General features: G+C 67.0%; 15 protein-coding genes, 2 pseudogenes and 1 riboswitch. Of the genes and pseudogenes, 4 read left to right on the top strand and 13 right to left on the bottom strand.

Annotated features, from left to right (window positions below; translation table 11 throughout):
- Positions 1 to 25: 25 nt before the first annotated feature.
- Entirely contained in the window at positions 26 to 1177 is a 1152-nt protein-coding gene (locus CLV01_RS17910; RefSeq protein WP_099735114.1) for a site-specific integrase, read from the bottom strand.
- A gap of 261 nt (positions 1178 to 1438) precedes the next feature.
- Between CLV01_RS17910 and CLV01_RS17915 the strand changes: the two genes are divergently transcribed.
- Positions 1439 to 2422 carry a DNA-binding protein gene (locus tag CLV01_RS17915; RefSeq protein ID WP_013802420.1) on the top strand — a complete coding sequence of 328 codons (984 nt, stop codon included), beginning with the start codon at positions 1439 to 1441 and terminating at the stop codon, positions 2420 to 2422.
- Positions 2423 to 2443: 21 nt separating this feature from the next.
- Here CLV01_RS17915 and CLV01_RS17920 read toward each other — a convergent pair whose 3' ends face one another.
- The gene (locus CLV01_RS17920) at positions 2444 to 3145 is read right to left on the bottom strand and encodes a GntR family transcriptional regulator (RefSeq protein WP_099733628.1); all 702 of its coding nucleotides are present in this window, start codon (positions 3143 to 3145) and stop codon (positions 2444 to 2446) included.
- Between the two features lie 283 nt (positions 3146 to 3428).
- Between CLV01_RS17920 and CLV01_RS17925 the strand changes: the two are divergent.
- Positions 3429 to 5029, top strand: a pseudogene (locus tag CLV01_RS17925) (gamma-glutamyltransferase family protein).
- Between the two features lie 72 nt (positions 5030 to 5101).
- Here CLV01_RS17925 and CLV01_RS17930 read toward each other — a convergent pair.
- Complete coding sequence (locus tag CLV01_RS17930; RefSeq protein ID WP_099733626.1) at positions 5102 to 5770, bottom strand: GntR family transcriptional regulator; 669 nt, start codon at positions 5768 to 5770, stop codon at positions 5102 to 5104.
- Positions 5771 to 6038: 268 nt separating this feature from the next.
- Between CLV01_RS17930 and CLV01_RS17935 the strand changes: the two genes are divergently transcribed.
- Positions 6039 to 7031, top strand: a complete 993-nt coding sequence (locus CLV01_RS17935; protein ID WP_099735113.1) for a Bug family tripartite tricarboxylate transporter substrate binding protein — start codon at positions 6039 to 6041, stop codon at positions 7029 to 7031.
- Between the two features lie 68 nt (positions 7032 to 7099).
- Here CLV01_RS17935 and CLV01_RS17940 read toward each other — a convergent pair whose 3' ends face one another.
- Positions 7100 to 8932 carry a methyl-accepting chemotaxis protein gene (locus CLV01_RS17940; protein ID WP_099733625.1) on the bottom strand — a complete coding sequence of 611 codons (1833 nt, stop codon included), beginning with the start codon at positions 8930 to 8932 and terminating at the stop codon, positions 7100 to 7102.
- Positions 8933 to 9058: 126 nt separating this feature from the next.
- Positions 9059 to 10383 (bottom strand): annotated as a pseudogene (locus tag CLV01_RS17945) (serine hydrolase domain-containing protein).
- Positions 10384 to 10549: 166 nt separating this feature from the next.
- Here CLV01_RS17945 and CLV01_RS17950 point away from each other — a divergent pair.
- Positions 10550 to 11506 carry a LysR family transcriptional regulator gene (locus CLV01_RS17950; protein WP_180288423.1) on the top strand — a complete coding sequence of 319 codons (957 nt, stop codon included), beginning with the start codon at positions 10550 to 10552 and terminating at the stop codon, positions 11504 to 11506.
- Here the strand turns inward: CLV01_RS17950 and CLV01_RS17955 are convergent.
- The 8 genes from CLV01_RS17955 to alkB all read right to left on the bottom strand — a co-directional run bounded on the left by CLV01_RS17955 (position 11478) and on the right by alkB (position 19721).
- Complete coding sequence (locus CLV01_RS17955) at positions 11478 to 12050, bottom strand: zinc-ribbon domain containing protein (protein WP_052151713.1); 573 nt, start codon at positions 12048 to 12050, stop codon at positions 11478 to 11480. The genes CLV01_RS17950 and CLV01_RS17955 overlap by 29 nt on opposite strands.
- Positions 12051 to 12087: 37 nt before the next feature.
- Positions 12088 to 12867 carry a (2Fe-2S) ferredoxin domain-containing protein gene (locus tag CLV01_RS17960; protein ID WP_257221372.1) on the bottom strand — a complete coding sequence of 260 codons (780 nt, stop codon included), beginning with the start codon at positions 12865 to 12867 and terminating at the stop codon, positions 12088 to 12090.
- The gene (locus tag CLV01_RS17965; RefSeq protein ID WP_099733621.1) at positions 12854 to 13642 is read right to left on the bottom strand and encodes an ABC transporter ATP-binding protein; all 789 of its coding nucleotides are present in this window, start codon (positions 13640 to 13642) and stop codon (positions 12854 to 12856) included. Before CLV01_RS17965 ends, CLV01_RS17960 begins: the two co-directional genes overlap by 14 nt.
- Positions 13639 to 14724, bottom strand: coding sequence for a FecCD family ABC transporter permease (locus tag CLV01_RS17970; RefSeq protein WP_099733620.1), 1086 nt, complete (start codon positions 14722 to 14724; stop codon positions 13639 to 13641). The genes CLV01_RS17965 and CLV01_RS17970 overlap by 4 nt, the downstream gene beginning before the upstream one ends.
- Positions 14711 to 15754, bottom strand: a complete 1044-nt coding sequence (locus CLV01_RS17975) for an ABC transporter substrate-binding protein (RefSeq protein WP_099733619.1) — start codon at positions 15752 to 15754, stop codon at positions 14711 to 14713. Before CLV01_RS17975 ends, CLV01_RS17970 begins: the two co-directional genes overlap by 14 nt.
- Positions 15754 to 17910, bottom strand: coding sequence for a TonB-dependent receptor (locus tag CLV01_RS17980; protein ID WP_099733618.1), 2157 nt, complete (start codon positions 17908 to 17910; stop codon positions 15754 to 15756). The genes CLV01_RS17975 and CLV01_RS17980 overlap by 1 nt, the downstream gene beginning before the upstream one ends.
- Positions 17911 to 18031: 121 nt before the next feature.
- Positions 18032 to 18350: riboswitch (cobalamin riboswitch) on the bottom strand.
- Positions 18351 to 18362: 12 nt separating this feature from the next.
- Positions 18363 to 19052 (bottom strand): 2OG-Fe(II) oxygenase, encoded by a 690-nt coding sequence (locus CLV01_RS17985; RefSeq protein ID WP_099733617.1) that lies wholly within the window; start codon positions 19050 to 19052, stop codon positions 18363 to 18365.
- Between the two features lie 18 nt (positions 19053 to 19070).
- Entirely contained in the window at positions 19071 to 19721 is a 651-nt protein-coding gene (gene alkB, locus CLV01_RS17990; protein WP_099733616.1) for a DNA oxidative demethylase AlkB, read from the bottom strand.
- Positions 19722 to 19725 lie beyond the last annotated feature (4 nt).

Here is a 19725-nt window from a genome sequence, read left to right on the forward strand (position 1 = left end):
TTTTGAGCTCTTTTGAGCCAGCGGCTCAGGACTGCGGCCGGCCGCTGCCTTGCGCGGCGGCGGCCGCATCGTCGTCGCCGGCATCGAGCAGCCGGGCCGCACGGTTGCTCAACGCGGAATCCGCACGGAAATAGCCCAGCACCGTATTGACGCTGCTGTGCCCCGTCAGGGCCATGGTGTCGGGCAAGGGCACGTTCTGGCGCCCGGCCTCGGTCACAAAGCCCGAGCGCAGGGAATGCGCCGAGAAATCTCCCTCCACGCCCGCCAGCGCGCAGCGCTGCTTCACGATGTCGCGCACGGCCGCTGGCGACAGGGGCTCGCCCACATGGCCGCCTTTGCGGATGCGCCGGAAGATCGGCCCTTCCTCTATGACGGCGGCACGCAGCCAATCGGCCAGCGCCTGGGCCGCGCGCCCGGTCACGGGCTTGTGGTTCTCGGGCACATCCCGCCCGGACTGGTTGGTCTTGGAGTGGGCTAGCGTGTAGATGAATTCCTGCGGCCCCACGGCGCGCAGGTGGCGCATGTCGGCCCCGGCCACCTCCGAGCGGCGGCGCCCGCCGCTGGACCAGGCGAACAGCAGCAGGGCGCGGTCACGGCGGCCGCGCAGGCTGTCATCGCAGGTCTGCAGCAATTGCTCCAGCAAGTCGCGCGTCAGCGCATCCTTTTTGGCGGGCTGCTCGCCGCGCCGCGCATAGGCCTTGCGCGTGCGCGACATCAGCTCGCGCACCGCGCCGTCCTGGCAGGGGTTGGCCAAACCGTGCACCTGATGGGCCTTGGACAGCACCGCCATGCGGTGCACCAGCGTGTTGTGCGACAGGGGGCCTTCGCGGGCCTTGTATCCGGCCTCGACCAGGGCGCGGTCCATGTGCGCCGGCATTTCACTGGCCAGGCCCGCGCCGGTCTGCCGCTGGGCGTGGTCGATGATGAATTGCAGCACGCAGGGCACATTCAGCGGCAGCTGCATCTGCTGCTCAAAACGCAGCGCATGCCAGGCGGCCCAGTAGCGCATCGCACTCTGGTAGCTGTTTCTGGTGTTGGTGGATTCGCCCTCGCGCAGCAACTCGCGCACGGCCTGTTGGGCGGCAGGCTCCAGCCCCGCAGAGGGCAGGGTGCTGCCTTGCTGTGTGTCTTCCATAGGCTGGTCTTGGGGAATCAGCGAAAAGGGGCCGTTGCGCATCCGTGGATTGTCGCCCGGCACAGCATGGCCGCCCGCCGCGGAGCCTGTGGCCGTGCAGGCCATGCAAAGTTCAGTTTCCAAGCTTTCCAGAGGCTGCCGCGGCCTTTTGCCTGGGCAAAGCCGTGTAATGTGCGTATCCATACTGTATGAAAATTTCATATGTAATATTTAATACATGGCACATATGATGTATTACGTAATATTAAAATAAGTTACGATAACAATCACTTATCGTTGGTAATCTGGAAAATAGTTCACGATATGCAGAAAACATCCACCCGCGGCGTGCAGGAAGCCGATGTCTGGGCCGCGGCAGACGCCTTGATCGCCCAGGGCCTGCGGCCGACCATCGAGCGCGTGCGCCAGCAAATCGGCCGAGGCTCGCCAAATACCGTCAGCCCGATGCTGGAGACCTGGTTTGCCACCCTGGGCCAGCGCCTGGGCGTGGCGGCAGGGCAGGGCGAGTTGCTGCCCTCGTCCGTGCCCGATCCCGTTCAGCGCCTGGCGCAGCAGCTTTGGGACGCTGCCCAGGAAGCCGCCATGGAGGCCGCCCGCGCCGCGCTGCAATCGCGCGAGGAAGCGGCGCAGGCCACGCAGGCCGAGCTGCAGGAGCAGCAAGAGCAAATGGCGCGACGCGAGGCGTCCATGCAGGCGCAGAAAGAGGCCATGGACCAGGCCCTGCAAGTGGCCCAGGCGCAGTCGCAGGACTTGTCGCGCCGGCTGGACGAAATGCAGCAGCAGCTGCAGGACCGCGACGAGCGTCTGGAGGAAATGCGCGATGCGCTGGCCGAAGCCGCCCGCCAGCGCGAGGCGCTGCAGCAAAAGCATGGCGAGGAAATGCAGTCTGCCGCGCTGGAACGCCAGCGCATGGCCGAGCAATACGCGGGCAATGAGCGCCACATGCTCAACGAAGTGGACCGTGCACGCCAGGAACTGGCGGCTGCGCGCAAGACAGCCACCGAGCAGGAGCGCAAGGCAGCGACCCGCCTTGCAGAGCTGCAAGGCCGCTATGAAAAGAGTGAGGAGGAACAACTGAGCCTGCACTCCCAGCTGCAGACCGCCCAGAATGCGGCCGCCCTGGCGCAGGAGCGTGCGGCGGACCTGCGCAGCCTGCTGGAGGCACAGCAGCGATTGGCCGCTGGCGGTGCCTTGCCGGATGCCGGCGCGGGGCTTTCGCTGGGCCGGCGCGGCAGCCTGTCCGCGGCGCGCCGCTCCATGACGCGCCTCAAGGACAGGAGAGGCTAGGGCGTATCGCCCAGGCCAAGGTCAGGCCTTGGCGCGCGATTTGCCTTGGGGCGGCCGATGTCTGCGCATGGCCTGCGTGATGCTGTCTACCGTTCCACGCACATGCGCGCGCACTTCGCGCTCCATGCGATCCGGGTCACCGGCCTGCAGGCTGGCCACCAGTTGCTGGTGGTGCTCCTGCAACCTAGGCGAGGGCTCGTTGTTTTCCAGCCAGATCCGCATCAGCGGCTCGACCACCGAATGCAGGGCCGAGATCTGCTCGCACAGGCGCGGGGCTGCGCTGATGCGGCAAAAGCGCTCGTGAAAGCGCCGGTGCACCGTGATCCATTCCGACTGGTCACTCTCGCAACGCTTCATTTTCGAGAGCAGGTCCTGCAGGTCGTCCACATCCGCCTGGGTGCAGCGCCTGGCGGCCATGGCTGCGGCCAGGCCTTCGAGCACGGCACGCATCTCGAAAACCTCGATGACCTCGCTCTCGGAAAGCTCCCGCACGATCGCGCCCCGGTTCGGCGGCATGACCAACAGGCCTTCCGCAGTCAGCCGGCGCAAGGCCTCGCGGACCGGCATGCGGCTCATGCCGATGGAGTTGGCGATGTCATCGGCCACCAGCCTGTCGCCCGGCTTCAGCAGCCCCATGCGGATGCCATGAGAGAGGTGTTGGTAGGCCTCTTCGTGGGCACTGGTCTGTGCCGCATCGGGCGAGGGGGTGGCAAGTGGCGGCATGGTGATGGTTCTGGGGTGGACGGAGCCCGGTCGTCATTCTAGGTTTGGCTGTCAGGGTCCAGGGCGCACTCTGATGGTGCATTGTGTACGGCCAATCCAGGCATGGTGATTGCTTGGGTATCTTTGGAAAAATTGGATACAAAGATATCAGGATACGGTAATCTCGAGGCTGCCATCGCGCCCTGCGTCGATGGCGGTCCGCTGCAAGCAGCGTTGGCAGCCTCCCGGCCCCCATTCATTGCCCGAAATCCAAGTCCCAGCAACACAAGGAAGAAGAACCGTTATGCGTAATTTCCAGAATCCTGGCCGTTCCGTCGTCATGTCCACGCACGGCATGGCGGCAACCTCGCACCCGGCCGCCACCCAGGCCGCTGTTCGCATCCTGGAGGCCGGCGGCACCGCCATGGATGCCGCCGTCGCGGCCTGTGCGGTCCAGTGCGTGGTGGAGCCTGGCTCCACCGGCATTGGAGGAGACTGCTTTGCGCTGTACAGCGAAAAGGGCTCCGACCAGATCACGGCCTACAACGGCGCCGGCTGGGCGCCCCAGGCCACCTCCCTGAAGGCCGTTCTTGCCTCGGGCGAGGAAAAGCAATTGCGCCGCCAGTCGCCCTACGTGGTCACGGTGCCTGGCGCCGTGGACGCCTGGGTCGCCCTGACGGACCGGTTCGGCCGGCTGCCCATGGGCCGCCTTCTGGAAGATGCCATCCGCTTCGCCGAGCAGGGCTATGCCGTGGCGCCGCGCGCCGGCACCGACTGGGCCATGCACACGCAACTGCTGGCCGCCACCACCGCGCGCGACATCATGCTGGTCGATGGCCAGGCACCGGCCATCGGATCGGTTCACCGCCAGCCGCAGTTGGGCGCCACCTTGCGCAAAATCGCCGAGCAAGGCCGCGCCGGCTTCTACGAGGGAGAGGTCGCGCAGGACATCGTCTCCTATCTGCGCAGCCTCGGTGGCGTGCACACGCTTGAGGACTTCGCCACCTATCGTGGCGAGTTCGTGCAGCCGGTCAAGAGCAGGTTCCGAGACCATGTGGTGCACGAGTGCCCCCTCCGGGCCAAGGCATCATTGCCCTGCTGCTGCTGAACATTCTGCAGGGCCTGGAGCCGGGCACGGACCCGCTCTCGCCCGAGCGGCTGAAGGCCGAGATCGATGCCACGCGCATGGCCTACCGCGTGCGGGATGCGCTGCTGGCCGATCCGCGCTTTGCCGATGTGGACATCGACTATCTGCTGTCGCAGGAGCTGGCCGCCCAGCTGCGCAACGGCGAGTTCCCGGAGCATTTCAAGACCCCGGCGACCAATTCGGCAGCGGAGCACAAGGACACGGTCTACATCTCGGTGGTGGACAAGGATCGCAACTGCGCCAGCTTCATCAACTCGATCTTCCACCCCTTCGGCTCCGGCCTGATGGCGCCCAAATCAGGCGTGCTGCTGCACAACCGGGGCCAGAGCTTTGAACTGGCTGAGGGCCACCCCAATTGCATCGGGCCCGGCAAACGGCCCCTGCACACCATCATCCCCGGCATGACCACGAAGGATGGCCGCGTGGAGCTGGTGTTCGGCGTGATGGGCGGCCACTACCAGGCCATGGGCCATGCGCACTTTCTGTCCAAGGTCATCGACTACGGCTGCGACATCCAGGCCGCCAGCGATCTGCCACGGCTGTTCCCCATTCCCGGCACCGACAAGGTCGAGGTTGAAAGCACCTTGCCGCAGCATGTCGCGCAGGCGCTGGAGCAGCAGGGCTACCGGTTGGTGGCGCCCGGCTATCCTGCCATCGGCGGCGCCCAGGCCATTCGGGTGGATTGGGACAACGGTGTGCTGCACGGCGCATCCGACCACCGCAAGGACGGCTGCGCCATGGGCGCCAACCTTTCCTGACAGACGGCAGCCTGCGCGCTGGCTTCACGCTTCGTGACCGCGAAGGGGCCGGCGCGGCTTTTAGTGCGGATTTCAGTCGGCCTGGTTCGCCTGGAGGATGCCTGGAAGCGTGCGCAGGATGTGGGCGCGCATCAGGGCTTCCACCTTTGCGCCATCCCTGGCCTTCAATGCACCTATGAGTTCTTCGTGCCTGTCGTGCACGTAGTCCGTCGATGGCTTGCCCTCCAGCCACACCCGCATCAGGGGCTCGGAGACCGAGTGCAGGGACGCGATCTGCCGCATCAGCTGGGGAGCGTCGGCAATGGTGCACAGGCGCTCGTGGAACTGGCGGTGCGCCGTGATCCACTCCGATGCATTCAGGCCGCTGCGGTGCATGCGCTGCAGCAACTGCTCCAGATCGTGGATGTCATTGGTGGTCACGTTCTCGGCCGCCAGGGTGGCCGCCAGGCCCTCCAGCACCGAACGCATGGCGAACACCTCGCGCACCTCTTTTTCGGTCAGCACCCGGACCACCGAGCCACGGTTGGGGCGGTTGACGATCAGCCCTTCCGTGGCAAGGCGGTTCAGCGCCTCGCGCACGGGCATGCGGCTGGTGCCAATTTCGGCCGCGATGTCATCCGGTGCCAGCCGCATGCCCGGGCGCAGTTCGCCCGTGCGTATGCCTCGCTTGATGTGTTGGTAGGCCTCTTCCTGTGCCGTGGCATGGACAGTTTCAAACGAGGCGCGTCGGTCGGTCAGCATGGTTTATCCGGTGTCTTTCGCCCAGGGCAGGGCCCCGCCGATTCTACGGGGACCTGCCTGCGCCTCCCTGGACCCCTTTTGTGCCGGTTTCCACGCAGCCATGCCTGTGCAGCTGATGGCAAGAGGCGGTTTTCCCTAGAGCTGGTTCGATTATTGCTTGCTAGTCTTCCGCATGATTGGATACAAATATCTAAATATCTATGCATTTTCTTCGTGGCAACCGGAACCTGTTCCTTCGCCATGCCTGCTCTCCAACCTGATGAAGACCATGCCTCTCCAAACGCTCCGCACTCCCCTGGCCACGGCCCTGCTGTCTGCCCTGGCCCTTGTCGCTGCCGCTCAAGCCTCTGCCCAGGGGGCCGGCGCCTGGCCCAGCAAGCCCATACGCATCGTCGTCCCCTTTCAGGCCGGGTCCGCCACGGATCTTTTGAGCCGGCAAGTGGGGGCCGGGCTGAGCACTTCATTGAGGCAGCCCGTGCTGGTGGAAAACAAGCCGGGTGCCGCCGCCATGATCGGCAGCGACACCGCGGCCAGGGCCCCGGGCGACGGCTACACCCTGCTGATGAGCGGGCCGGCCTCCATGGTCACCAACCGTTTTCTGTACAAGAAGCTGAGCTACAACCCGGACGCCTTCGAGAAGGTGGCCATCGTGGCGGTCACGCCCAATGTGCTGCTGGCGAACCCGTCCCTGCCGTTCAGTACGCTGGCTGAGATGGTGGCCTATGCCAAGGCAAACCCCGGCAAGCTGACCTATGCCTCATTCGGGGCCGGCACGACCTCGCACATGGCTGGCGAGTTCCTGCGCCAGGCCGCCGGCATCGACATAGTGCATGTGCCCTACAAGGGTGCGGCCGAGGCCATCCCGGCCTTGATATCGGGCCAGGTCTCCCTGTACTTCGACACCATCATGACCGCCTTGCCCCAGGTGAAGGCCGGCAAGCTGCGGGCTCTGGGCGTATCGACGGCAAGCCGCGCCGCCATGGCCCCGGACATCCCGACGATTGCCGAACAAGGCTATCCGGGCTTTGACATCGCCCCGTGGTACGGCATCGTGGCCAGCCACGGCACGCCGCCGGCCGTGGTCTCCCGGCTCAACACCGAGATCAACAAGCTGCTGAACACCCCTGAGTTCCGCGAGCGCCTGGTGGCCACCGGCGCCGAAGCCCGTGGCGGCAGCGTTGCCGACTTCGAGGCCTTCGTCAAAACCGAGGTCCCTCGCACGGAGAAGCTGGTACGGCAGGCCGCAATCGCGCTGCAGTAACCGGACCGGCGCCGCCGGGGCAGAGCGGTGGGGCACGGCGGTGGGTTGCCTGCCGTGCGGCGCCGATTTCATCTATGCAGGGCGATGCTCCTGGACCAGGATGATTCGCTGTCCAGCCGAAAGCCTGCCACCACGTCCGCCAGTTGCGCGGCCTGCTGCTGCAGCGACTGCGCCGCGGCCGTGGCCTCTTCGACCAGGGCCGCGTTCTGCTGGGTGGACTGGTCCATCTGGCTGACGGCGGTGCCGATCTCGGCAATGCCCGTGCTCTGTTCCTGGCTGGCATTGCTGATCTCGGTGACGATAGCGGTCACGCGCTGCACGCTTTCCACCACCTTGCCCATCGTGGCGCCTGCGTCCTGCACCAGGCGGCTGCCGGCATCGACCTGGCCCACGGAATCGTCGATCAGCGCCTTGATCTCCTTGGCGGCCGTGGCGCTGCGCTGGGCCAGGGTGCGCACCTCGGAGGCCACCACGGCAAAGCCCCGGCCCTGTTCGCCGGCGCGGGCCGCTTCCACAGCGGCGTTCAGCGCCAGGATGTTGGTCTGGAAGGCAATGGAGTCGATCACGCCGATGATGTCGGCGATGCGGTGCGAGGACTGCTCGATGCCGCCCATGGTGCGAACCACCTGGTCCACCACGGTGCCGCCATGCGTGGCGATGTCCGAGGCGCTGCTGGCCAGTTGGCGCGCCTGGCGCGCATTCTCGGCGTTGTGCTGCACGGTGGCTGTGAGCTGCTCCATGGCGGCAGCCGTTTCCTCCAGCGAGCTGGCCTGCTGCTCGGTGCGTGCCGACAGGTCCTGGTTGCCGCTGGCGATTTCGGTGGAGGCATGGCGCACGGTCTCGGACGATTCCCGGATGCGCACCAGCACCGAGGCGATCTTGTCGGTGAAGTGGTTGAACGCGCGTGCGATCTGCGTCAGTTCGTCATTGCCTTGCACCGACAGGCGTCGCGTGAGATCGCCGTCACCCGAGGCGATGTCTTCCAGCGCATCGCGCACCACGGCCAGCCGGCGCGTGACGCGGGCGATGACGGCGCCCAGCAGCGCAATCGCCAGGATCAGCGAAATGGCAACGATGGCGCCCGACACCTTGAGCAGCGAACCCAGCGCGGACAGCGCCTCGTCGCGCTGCACGGCCACCACCAGTTGCCAGTTCGTGCCGGGCACGCCCTGGCCGTAGAGCAGGAAGTCCTTGCCACCGACGGCCGTGCGCATGCCCGTGCCCGCCTTGGGCAGGGCCTGGATGGCGTCGGCACGCAACTGGGGCGAGAGCGCGGAGACGGGCTTGAGCGTGAGTGCCGGATCGGGGTGGGTGACGATGGCACCGGCCTCATCCACCAAGAAGGCAAAGCTGCCCGGCGTGGGCCGGATGGCGCCCACGGTGCGCACCACCGTGGTCAGCAGCACGTCGGTGCCGACCACGGCGACAGGATTGCCGGCCGGGCCCACGGGCTCGGCAAAGGTCACGCCCACTTCGGGTGGAGAGACAAACAGATAGGGCGCCGTCACGATGGGCCTGCCTTCCTTGAGCGCCTGCTTGAACCAGGGGCGGGCCGTCACGTCGTAGTCGGCAGCCATCTCGTTGAGGAAGAACATGCGCTTGTCGGTGTAGCCGAAATAGGCGTCGGAGAAGCCTCCGCCATCGCGCAGCGCCTGGACCACGGCACGCGGGTCCGGCGTATCGACCGCCTGCGCCAGGGTATGGGTCAGCAGGCGCTTGGTCGCCACCCATTCGCCCAGAACCTGGGCCTGGGCGTTCACCAGCTGGCGGCTCTGGTCGTCGAGGGTGGACAGCACATGGCGCTGCACCGTGAGGAAGTTGGCAATGGCCAGGGCCAGCATGGCCACGGTGACGATGGCCACGCTGAGCGCGATGAGTCGCGCACGCAGGGACTGGAACATAGAAGAATTACTTATTGCAAGAAGATGCTACATACGTTAGCAAATTTTCTTGACAATACGCGTCCTTGCAGGCGGTGCCCCCTGGCCGCCGAAGCCTATGCGGGGAATTGCCGCCCCTTCAGTGCTTCAGCGCTCCCCAGCCAGCATCCGGCCCAGGGCCTCGTAGGCCGGCAGCGAGGTCGGATCATTGGCCGCATTGCCAGCCACCGGGTGGGAGGCGAAGCGCGCAATCACCATCTGTGCCTTGGGATCGATGTAGACGGTCTGGCCATGCACGCCGCGTGCCGCGAAGGCGCCATGGGCGTTGTGCGTGACCCACCACATGTTGCGGTAGGTCCAGCCCGGCAGCAGCTTGTAGCCGGCCTTGGCAAAGGTCGCCGCATCGCCCCCACGGCGGATGTCGTCCACGGCGGCTGCGGGAACGATCTGTTGGCCGTTGAACTGGCCCCGGTTGCGCAGCATCTCGCCAAAGCGCGCCAGGTCCCGCAGGCCCAGGTTCAGGCCGCCGCCTGCAAAGGGCGTGCCTGTGGAGTCCACCGACATGTAGGCATCCTGCTCGGCGCCCAGGCGGCTCCAGATGCGCTCGGACAGCAGTTCGGCCACCGATTGGCCGCTCACGCGCGCCAGCACCCAGCCCAGCGCATCGGTATTGGCCGTGCGGTAGCCGAAGGCCTTGCCGTGCACGCCTTCGGGCTTCACGGTCTGCAGGAATTCGTAGTAGCTGCGCGGGCCGGTGTAGTCCTTGGCCTTGGGCAGCGGGTTGCCCGCTGCCGCGTGCGCCCAGACCTCGGCCTGGGGGTCCGCATAGTCTTCGCTGAAGCGAATGCCCGTGGTCATGTCCATGAGTTGGCGCACCGTGGCATTGCCGAAGGCCGAGGCCGCCAGCTCAGGCACGTATTCCGACACGCGGCGCGAGGGTCGAGCTGCCCCTCGGCAGCCAGCATGGCCGCCAGTGTTCCGACGAAGGACTTGGTCACCGACATGGCGCCGTGCTGGCCTTCGGGTTTGAGCACGCCGAAGTAGCGCTCATAGATCACGCGGCCCTTGTGCAGCACCACGATGCCGTCGGTGTAGTTGGCCTTGAGCGAATCGCGCCAGGTCATGGGCTGGCTGGCACCCAATGGCGTGAAGCGCAACTCGTCAATGTCTTCGCGCAGCGCCTGGGCCAGCGGCGCCGCAGGCGCCAGGCCGCGTGACACATTCACCGTGGGCATGAGCTGGCGAAAGTGCGAGACGCTCCAGCGCATGGCGGGAAACTGGAAATAGGAGCCGTCGTCGAAGCGCAGCATGCGGTCCGGCGGTGGCGGCGAGCCCACCATCCAGCCCAGCTTTGCGGGGTCGCTGGCATCGGCATCGGGATAGGAGGGGGTCTTGGCTGCGGTGACCCCTGCCGTGGCTGTGGCGAACACAAGGCTGCCAGCCAGGGCACCGGCGAAATGTTTGAGCTGCATGGCGGCAACCATACTACGGTTGCCGCGGCGCCAAGATCCGCTGCCAAAGGATGGAAGCCAGCTTCCATCCCAGGCCCTGCGCCCAGTTGGCGCAAGCGCGACAAATGGCTTTCTCGTTGGACTAAGCTTCAAATAGTTTTTGAAAATCAAAGCTTGGCGAATGCCCATGAAAAGCCTGCAAGACCTGGATATCTTCGTGCGCACCGCAGACAGCGGCAGCCTTTCGGCCACGGCGCGTGCCCTGGACCTGACCCCGGCTGCCGCCAGCGCAGCGCTCAAGCGGCTGGAGGCAGAGCTGGGCGTGACCCTGTTCGTGCGCTCCACGCGCAGCCTGCGGCTCACGCAGGAGGGCGAGCTGTTTCTGGAGCACTGCCGCCCCGCGCTGGCCGGCCTGCGCCAGGTGCGCGACCAGTTGGCTGGCGGCCAGGCCGCTTTGCGCGGCACGCTGCAACTGGCCGCCCCCTCCGACCTGGGCCGCAACGTGCTCATGCCCTGGCTGGACGAATTCCAGAGCCAGCACGCAGGCGTGGATCTGCGCCTGCACCTGTCCGACCGCGCAGCCAATGTCTACAGCGAGCCTGTGGACGCGGCTTTTCGCTATGGCAGGCCGCAGGATTCCAGCCTGGTGGCCTTGCCGCTGTCGGACACGCACCGCCGCGTGCTCTGCGCCGCGCCTTCCTATCTGCAGCAGCGGGGCGCCCCCGCCACCCCCCACGACCTGACCGGCCATGACTGCCTGTGCTTCATGCTGGGCGAGGAAGTACACGACCGCTGGAGCTTCTGGCCGGCAGGGCAGGGGGCTGCCGTACCTGAGCCCGTCCATGTCCGGGTGCGCGGCCGCAATGTGGCCAATGACGGAGATGCCGTGCGGCGCTGGGCCGTGGCTGGGCGGGGGATTGCCTACAAGTCGTATTTCGACGTGGCCGAGGACCTGGCCCGGGGCCGCCTTCTTGCGCTGTGCACCGACTGGACGACCGAGTGCGTGCCCCTGTTCCTGGTCGCACCCAGTCGCAGGCAGTTCACGCCGCTGGTGCGTGCGTTGCGGGATTTTGTGGCGGTGAGGCTGGCTAAGCTGGAGACGGCACAGCCTGCCGTCAAGAAGACCCTGCCCGCAGGCACCTGAGGGCCTCTTCCAACTGCCTGGTGCCGCTGTACTCAGGCATGCGTGCCATGGCCCGGTTTTTCAGTTGCCCCAGTCTGGAGAGATTCTTGAGAAAGCCGGCCTGGAGCAAGTGGACTGTGTTGTCCACAAAATGCATGAACTCCTCGTCGCTCAAATCCTTCTTTTTCGCAAGATGTGCATGGAGGGTCACGCGTCGTTTAGCCCTGCGCCGCGATTTGCCGCACTCCGTGCAATGGACGCAGTCAGCATCGACATAGAAACGCAAGGTCTCGAACCAGTGCTTCTGCTCCATCGCAAAAAAGATGAAGGGGCGGTCACAGCCTCTGCAATGCTTGAGGATGTCGACGTAGCAATAGCGGGGGAAGACGTTGTAATTTTGCTTGGTGGTATCAGCGATGAGGGCTGATTCCGGGAAAAAGCGTTCACTGCCATAGCTCCAATGAGCGCGGGCAAAGACCGCATTGGGCAGGCTGACGCCTGAGTGCATCGGCTTCGAGCCATATAGGGGATGGGCAACGATATCGTCGGGCAGATCAAGCGTCATCGGATTTGATCAGGGGAATGCTTGGCGAAATATGGTCTCACGAGTCCGAGAAAAGCTCCACAGGCCCGTGCACGTGGTGCTCCGCACAAACCTGCCGCGAGAGCACATGGGCCTCCACCACCTGGGCCGCATTCCCGACTGTCAGCCGCCCGTACCAGACGCCGTCCGGATAAACGATGGCCAGCGGGCCATGGTTGCAGGGGTACTGGCAGCTGGTCTGCAGCAGGCGCAGCCTGGCACGCAGTTCGCTGCTGGCCTGCACGGCCTCGCCCAGGCTTTGCCAGACGGCCACGGCGCCCAGGGCGGTGCAGCGCGGCCCCGTGCAGACCAGGGCGTGGTGCTGGTGGTCCGGCACCTGGGACCAGGCCTGGGGATCGTGCTGCCATTGGTCGCCAGCGGTCTCGGCAATGTCTGGGGCCTGAAGGGCCTGGGCCATCTGAGACAGCAGCAGCGCGGGCATGGTCGCAGCACCCAGCAGATGGTCGGCAAACCGCACCTGCACGGTCTGGTCCGGCAGTTGCGAGCGCCAGCGCATGGCCAGCTTGTGCAGCCAGCGCAGCAGGGCAGGCTCTTCGGGCGCGAACAGGGGCAGCACGACGATGGAGCGTGCCGGCAGGCATTGCTGCAGCGCCTCGGGCAGCGAGGGTGCGGCCTTGTCCACGAAGGATGTGACGACCTTGCAGGCCGGCTCCAGCGTCTGGCGCAAGGCATCGGCCAGTTCGATCAGGCTTTGGCGCGATGCTGCGCCCGTGCCGCCGCGGCCCAGCACGATCACGGCGTCGGGCCCGGGCGGGATGGATGTTTCAGAGGAGTTCATCGGGAATGAAGCTGATGCGCAGCCGGCCGGTGGCGGCATGGATGTCCACCTCGGCAGCCACGCCGTAGACCTGGCCGATGGTGGCCGGGGTCAGTACCTGGGCCGGTGTGCCATGGGCAACGATGCGGCCTTGTTCCATGAGATAGAGACGGTCGCAGTAGTAGGCGGCGATGTTGAGGTCGTGCAGGGCGACGATGCTGCTGATCTGCAGGCGCCGTACCAGTGACATCAACTCCAGCTGATGGCGTATGTCCAGGTGGTTGGTGGGCTCGTCCAGCAGCATCAGCCGTGGCTGCTGGGCCAGCGCGCGGGCCACGAGCACGCGCTGCTTCTCGCCGCCGGACAGGCTGGAGAAACGCCGCTCCTCCAGCGCCAGGGCATTCACCTGGGCCAGCGCCTGCCGCATGCAGGCGAGGTCCTCGGCGCTGTCGCCCGCCCAGGGGGACTGGTGGGGGATGCGGCCCATCATCACCGCCTCGCGCACGGTGAAGTCAAAGCTCTGCGGCGCCTCCTGCGCCAGGACCGAGACCTGGGCCGCGAACTCGCGCGCCGTCATGTCCCGGATGTCGCGCTGGTCCAGCAGCACGCAGCCCGCGTCGGGGCGCAGCACGCGGTAGAGCATGCGCAGCAGGGTGGATTTGCCGCTGCCGTTGGGGCCGATGAGCCCCACGCATTCGCCGCTATGCAGGGCGAGGCTGGCCTGGTCCACGATGCGCCGGGCGTCGGCACGCCGGGCATCGGCGCTCCAGCACAGGTCCTGGGCTTGCAGCTTCATGGGCCGCGCCCTCCCTGCACCGGCTGGCGCACCAGCATCCAGACGAAGAAGGGTCCGCCGATCAGCGAGGTGATCACGCCCACGGGCAGTTCCATGGGCGCAAAGGCCGTGCGCGCGACAAGATCCACCAGCACCAGCAGCAGGGCGCCGGCCAGGGCGGCCACGGGCAGCACGCGCCGGTGGTCCGTGCCCACCAGCATGCGCGCGGCGTGCGGCACGATCAGCCCCACAAAGCCGATGGCGCCGCTGACCGCCACCATGGTGCCCGTGAGCAGCGACACCACCAGGAACAGTGCGCGCCGCAGCCGTGCCGTGTCCACGCCGAGCGTGGCGGCGGCCTCGTCACCGGCCAGCAGGGCGTTGAGCGGGCGCGTCTGCAGCCCCAGCCAGAGCATTCCCGCAGCCAGCACGGCAGCGGGAATGCCCAGTTCCTCCCACTGCGTGCCGGCCAGGCTGCCCAGCGTCCAGGTCAGCAGGGCATTGGCCAGGTCGCGCTGGCCCGATGACAGGGTGATCAGGCTGGTCACGCCTGCCAGCACATAGCCGATGGCCACACCACCCAGGATCAGCCGCGTGGCATGAATGCGGCCCTGGGAGCGCGCCAGCAGGTAGACGGCGACGGTGGCCGCCAGCGCCCCTGCAAAGGCCCCGGCCGTGAGGGCGTACATGCCGGCCGAGGCCAGCGCACCGAAGGCCAGCACGGCCACGGCGCCCACCGACGCACCCGAGGACACGCCCAGCAGATAGGGATCGGCCAGCGGATTGCGCACCATGGCCTGCATGATGGTGCCCACCACGGCAAGCCCCGCGCCCACCAGGGCCGCCAGCAGCACACGCGGCATGCGGATCAGCCAGACGATCTGCTGGTGCTGCGGCGTGATGCCCTCCAGCGGCGGCGGCTGCATGCCCAGCACCTGCAGCAGCCGGCTCCAGGCAATGCGCCAGACCGTGCCGGCCGGCATGTCCACGGGCCCCCAGGTGATGGCCAGCGTCATCACCAGCAACAGGGCCGCGAACAGCAGCAGGCACCAGAGGCTGGCGGCGCCCGGGCGCCTGGGCCAGCGGGAGTCAGTTGGTCGCATGGCTGGGCGCCGGCATGCGGTCGGGGTGCAGGGCCTGCGCCAGGGCGCGGGTCCGCGCAATATTGCGCGGGCCGGGCGTGGCCTCGGCATAGGTCATGACGAAAAACCGCTTTTCGCGGACGGCATCGACGCCGGCCAGCTCGGGCTTGGCCAGCAGGAAGTCGATCTTGCCCTGGGCATGGGGCTGGCCGTAGTCGATGATGACGATCCACTGCGGGTTGCGCTGCACCACGTCCTCCCAGTTGCCTGCAGGCCAGTTGCTGGGAATGTCGTCGAAGATGTTGCGCCCGCCCGCTTCCTCGATCATGGCCTGCGGCATGCCGTAGCGGCCCACGGTCACGGGGATGTCCTGGCCGCTGTCGTAGACAAAGACCGAAGGCCGCTGCCGCACGCCCTGCATGCGCTCGCGCAGGTCCTTCAGGTCGCGCTCCAGCCCCTGCGCCAGTTGCTCGGCATGGGCGTCGATGCGGAAGATGCGGCCCAGGTTGCGCAGGTCGGTCAGGCCGTCTTCCAGCGCCACCTGGCTGCGCGGCCCCACGCGGATGCACGATTCGGACAACACATACGAGGCAATGCCGTGGCGCTGCAGCACCTCGGGCGTGATCTGGCCCTGGCGAAAACCGTAGCTCCAGCCTCCGAAGACGAAATCTGCCGAGGCGCCCAGGATGGCCTCCAGGTTCATCTCGCGCTCGGCCAGCCGCGGCACGCGGGCCAGCTGGGCCTGGAAGGCCGGGTCGATCTGCTTGGCCTGCGTGATACCGCTGTAGCCCACCAGCCGGTCGCCCAGCCCCAGGAAGAGAAACATCTCGGTGATGTTCACGTCATGGGTCACGGCGCGCAGCGGTGCGCTGGCGTAGGTCACGGGGCTGCCGCAGACATTGACGGTCACGGCCGCCTGCGGTGCGGCAGCCGGTGCCGGCAGTTCACTGGTGGTGCCGGAATCGCTGCGCGAGCAGCCGGCCAGCAGCAGGGTGGCCGCCAGGGCGCCAGCGCACAGGCCGTGGAGGCTTTTGGAGCGCGCCATGGCCATCAGAACCGGATATGGGCCGCGATCTCGAAGCGGCGGCCTTGCCCGACCAGGAACTGGCTTCCGTAGCTCGATCCCACATAGACCCTGTCGGCCAGGTTGCGGCCGATCAGGCTCAGGGTGGTGCGCGGGTCCACCTGCCAGCTCAGCGCGGCGTCGGCCACGGTGTAAGCGGGCAGGTTCACGGTATTGGCGTTGTTGCCAAAGCGGTCACCCACGTAGCGCAGGCCCAGCGAGGCCTGCCAGGCGCCCACGCGGTAGTGGCCCCAGAGGTTGGCCGTGGTCTTAGCCACGTTCTGCGGACGGTTGCCTGCGCGGTTGCCGCCAGCCTCGATGAGCTTGTCGAACTGGGCGTCCACATAGGACAGATTGCCCTCCACGCGCAGGGCGGGCGTGGCCTGGAAGGTGGCGGTGACCTCGGCCCCGCGCGAGGACTGGCTGCCGCCCTGGATGGAGATGGCCGGCCGGTCCGGGTCGCGCGTGATGATGTTGTCCTTCTTGATGTCGAACACGGCCAGCGTCCACTCGCCGCGCCCGCCAGCCACCTGCTGCTTGATGCCGATCTCGGCCTGGCGGCCCTTGCTCAGCTTGTAAGCCGTGTTGGCCAGGTTCAGCGACACCAGGCTGTTGACGGGATCGTGTCCCGAGCTGATCTGCCCATAGACATGGGTGTTGCGGGCCAGCTCATAGGTCAGGCCCAGGCGCCAGGAGGTGGCGGCCAGCGTCTTGTTGAAATCCGTGCCCCCCACCAGCGAGTGGCTGGCAAAGTCGTAGACATCGCGGCGCAGGCCGGCCATGGCCAGCCAGCGGTTGCTGATGCGCCAGGCATCTTCCAGGTACAGGGCATGCTGGGTCACGCCGGTTTCTGTCTTGGCGGCGGTGAGATCGGGGCTGGCCCAGCTGCCATGCACGGGGTCCCAGGCCGAGACCGTGGACGAGCCGCCATAGGGCGAATTGTTGGACAGCCGCAGGTTGATGCGCGCGGCCTCCCAGCCCATGGCGATCTTGTGCGAGCCCCGGTCCACGTTCAGGCCCAGGCGGTTGCCGGTCTGCTCCAGGTCGTGCAGGATTTCCAGGTAGTCGGAGCGGCCCACGGTCCAGGTGGCGGGGTTGAGCGCGTAGGCCTCGATGTTGCGCCAGTGGCGGTCGGACTTCACGTGGTACAGCTCGTTGCGCACCGTCAGCCAGTCATTGGCCTTCCATTGCACCTTGGCGCGCAGGCGCTCGTCGGCATAGCGCAGCACGCTGTCTTCGGCGTTGTAGTTGCGGTCGCGCAGCGACTCCACCACCTTGCCGTCCAGGCCCGGCGTGCCCCAGTAGCGGCTGGGCTTTTGCACGCTGCGGTCGGCAATCAGGTCGATCTGCAGGTCGCTCGTGGGCTCCAAGCGCAGCGTGCTCATGAACTTGCCGTTGCGCGACTGGTCCAGATCGCGCTCGCCTGCGCTGCGGGCGGTGTAGCTGTCGATGCGGTAGCTGGCATAGGCGCCCAGGGCGCCGGTCACGCCCAGGCCCAGGCGCAGCGTGTCGTCCGTGCCCGCGCCCAGCAGCACCTCGGCCGAGCTGGTGCGGCTGGGCTGCTTGCGGATGGCGTTGACCGTGGCGCCCATGGTGCCGCTGCCATACATCAGCGAGGCCGGTCCACGCAGCACGTCGATGCGCTCGTAGCCCCAGCTGTCACCCGGATAGGCCGTGGTGCCGGCGGCCACGCCCAGCACCATGCCGTCTTCGGCCACGCCCACGGAATTGACACCCGCAAAGCCACGGCTGCTGAAGGCCAGGCCGCCGTTGCCCGGCGTGCTGCTGGCCGTCAGGCCCACGGTGCGCGTGACGGCGTCCACCAGGGCGTAGTCGCCACGCTCCTGCATCTGCTCGGCAGAGACGCCGTCCACGCTGGCCGGCACTTCCTGGTTGGAGACGCCGGTATGGCTGGCAGAGCGCGCAGGCTGGGCCAGTTGCTGGCCGATGCGTTCGGCCTGGCCGGTGACCTGGACCTCGGGCAGGGCGGTTGATGGCGGCGTTGGGGTGGGCGTTTGTGTTTGAGCCTGCGCCGGCAGGCAGATGAAGGCGCAGGCCAGGGCCAGCGGGCTCAGCCGCACGGAAAGGGACTGGGCAGCGCGAGCGCTGGAAACCCTGGAAAAGGAAGAATGCATTTCGAACATCGGTCTTCGACCGTCTGATGCGAAAGCAAGGCACTGCCACCTCTCCAGCCAGCGTGGGAGGAAGGGGCGCAGGACGTTGCCATCCGCACCCCGCAGACAGTCAAGAAAACGCCTGCACAGCAGGCGCGAAACGCAGCAGGCCGGTCTCCGGGCTCACAAGCGGCGCAAGGAAAGGCCTTCCGCCCAGCGCCCCGTCTTCCCAATCCACCCGCGAAAAGCTGCATGTTGCAGACCACGCCATGAACCAGTGACAGCCTGTCATCGCCCCTCCGCAGGGTTGCGGAGACTGGCGGGACAGGCATGGAGCGCCTTGACTTGTTTACCGTTGCGGGGGCAGCCAAGGCCTGTGCCGGCAGCGCAAAAAGCATTTGCTGGCAGTCACCTTGTTCCCGTTTCATCCCCATGGCTGGCATGCGGACACCTGTTGCACGGATGCCTTTGCAGGCGCGGCATTATAGCCAGCGGTCTGTTTGCAGAGCCTTGGGCGCCTGGAGCACGTCGTGCAAAAGCAGCTCCAGACCCAGCCACTCGCCACGGTGAACGCGGCTGATGGCATGCCGCAGATGCACGCGGTAAAAGCCTGCCGCACCGCGCACCGGGCGCGGCCCCGTGGCGATGATGGCCGCATCCCCCAGGCCCAGCGGCAGCACCATGGGGCGCGATTGCATGCGCGGGCGCTGCTCGGTCATCACGAATTCGCCGCCCTCGAAATCCTGGCCCGGCCGGGACAGCAGCAGCACCAGCTGCAGCGGAAACACCGCCGCACCTTCGCTGTATGAACGCAGCGGGGCATGGCCCGCTTGCGGCACGCGCAGCAGATGTGGCTGTGGCTGCGGCTGCGTTTGGCCTGCTTGCCGGCCCTGACGCATGAAATCCTCGAAGCAGCCTGGCAACTCAGGCTGCATGCCCATGTGTTCGCGCCAGCGTTTGGCCAGGGCCAGCAGATGCCCGTACAGCACCGGGCGCCATGCCTGCATGGAGTGCGGCAGGCCAGGCACGGCGGCCGCCTCGCGGGCCAAGGCACGGCTTTCGTCCGCAGTCAGCAGCTGCGGCAGCAGTGCATGGCCTTCGGCATCGAGCTCAGCGGCAATCCGCGCCCAATCCAGGCGGGCGAAGCGATCCTGGCTGTTGAGCCTGTCCATTTCAGACCGTCCAACCATTCAGCCCGCCTTGCGAAAAGTGAGATTGATGCGCCGCCCGCCCAGCAGCGGGTGAGGCTGGTCCTTGAGCGGCAACACGCCGTGGTGACGCAGCCGATCCACCCCGCCCCAGACCACCACGTCGCCATGCTGCAGCGGCACCCTGGCCGTGCTGTCCGCGCGCGCCAATCCTCCAAGCAGAAAAGTGGCCGGCATGCCCAGAGAGACCGAGACAATGGGCGCGCCCAGGTCGCGCTCGTCGCGGTCCTGGTGCAGGGAAAGCCGGGTACCGGGCAGATACTGGTTGATGAGGCAGGCATCGGGCACAAAGCCTTCGAACCCCGCCGCAGCGGCCGCCTCGCCCGCCAGCCGGACAAACACGGCCGGCATGGCGGGCCAGGGCTGGCCGCTGAGTGGGTCGATGGCGCTGTAGCGGTAGCCGCGCCTGTCGCTGGTCCAGCCCAGCGCGCCGCAGTTGGTCATGGCCACCGACATGGTGAAGCCGCCCGGCGTGACCAGATGGCGCAGCGGCGCCCGCGCCGCAATGCCTTCGACCGCCTCCAGCAACTGCGCGGCATGGGGCAGGGCATGGCCGCGCAGCACCACGGATTGGGGGCCTATGGATTCGGCCCCGGTAGGCTGTTCATCGGCGAAAAGATCCAGCGTGCTCATACCG

Source organism: Delftia sp. 60, assembly GCF_002754395.1.
In the GTDB taxonomy this organism is placed as follows: Bacteria; Pseudomonadota; Gammaproteobacteria; order Burkholderiales; family Burkholderiaceae_C; genus Comamonas; species Comamonas acidovorans.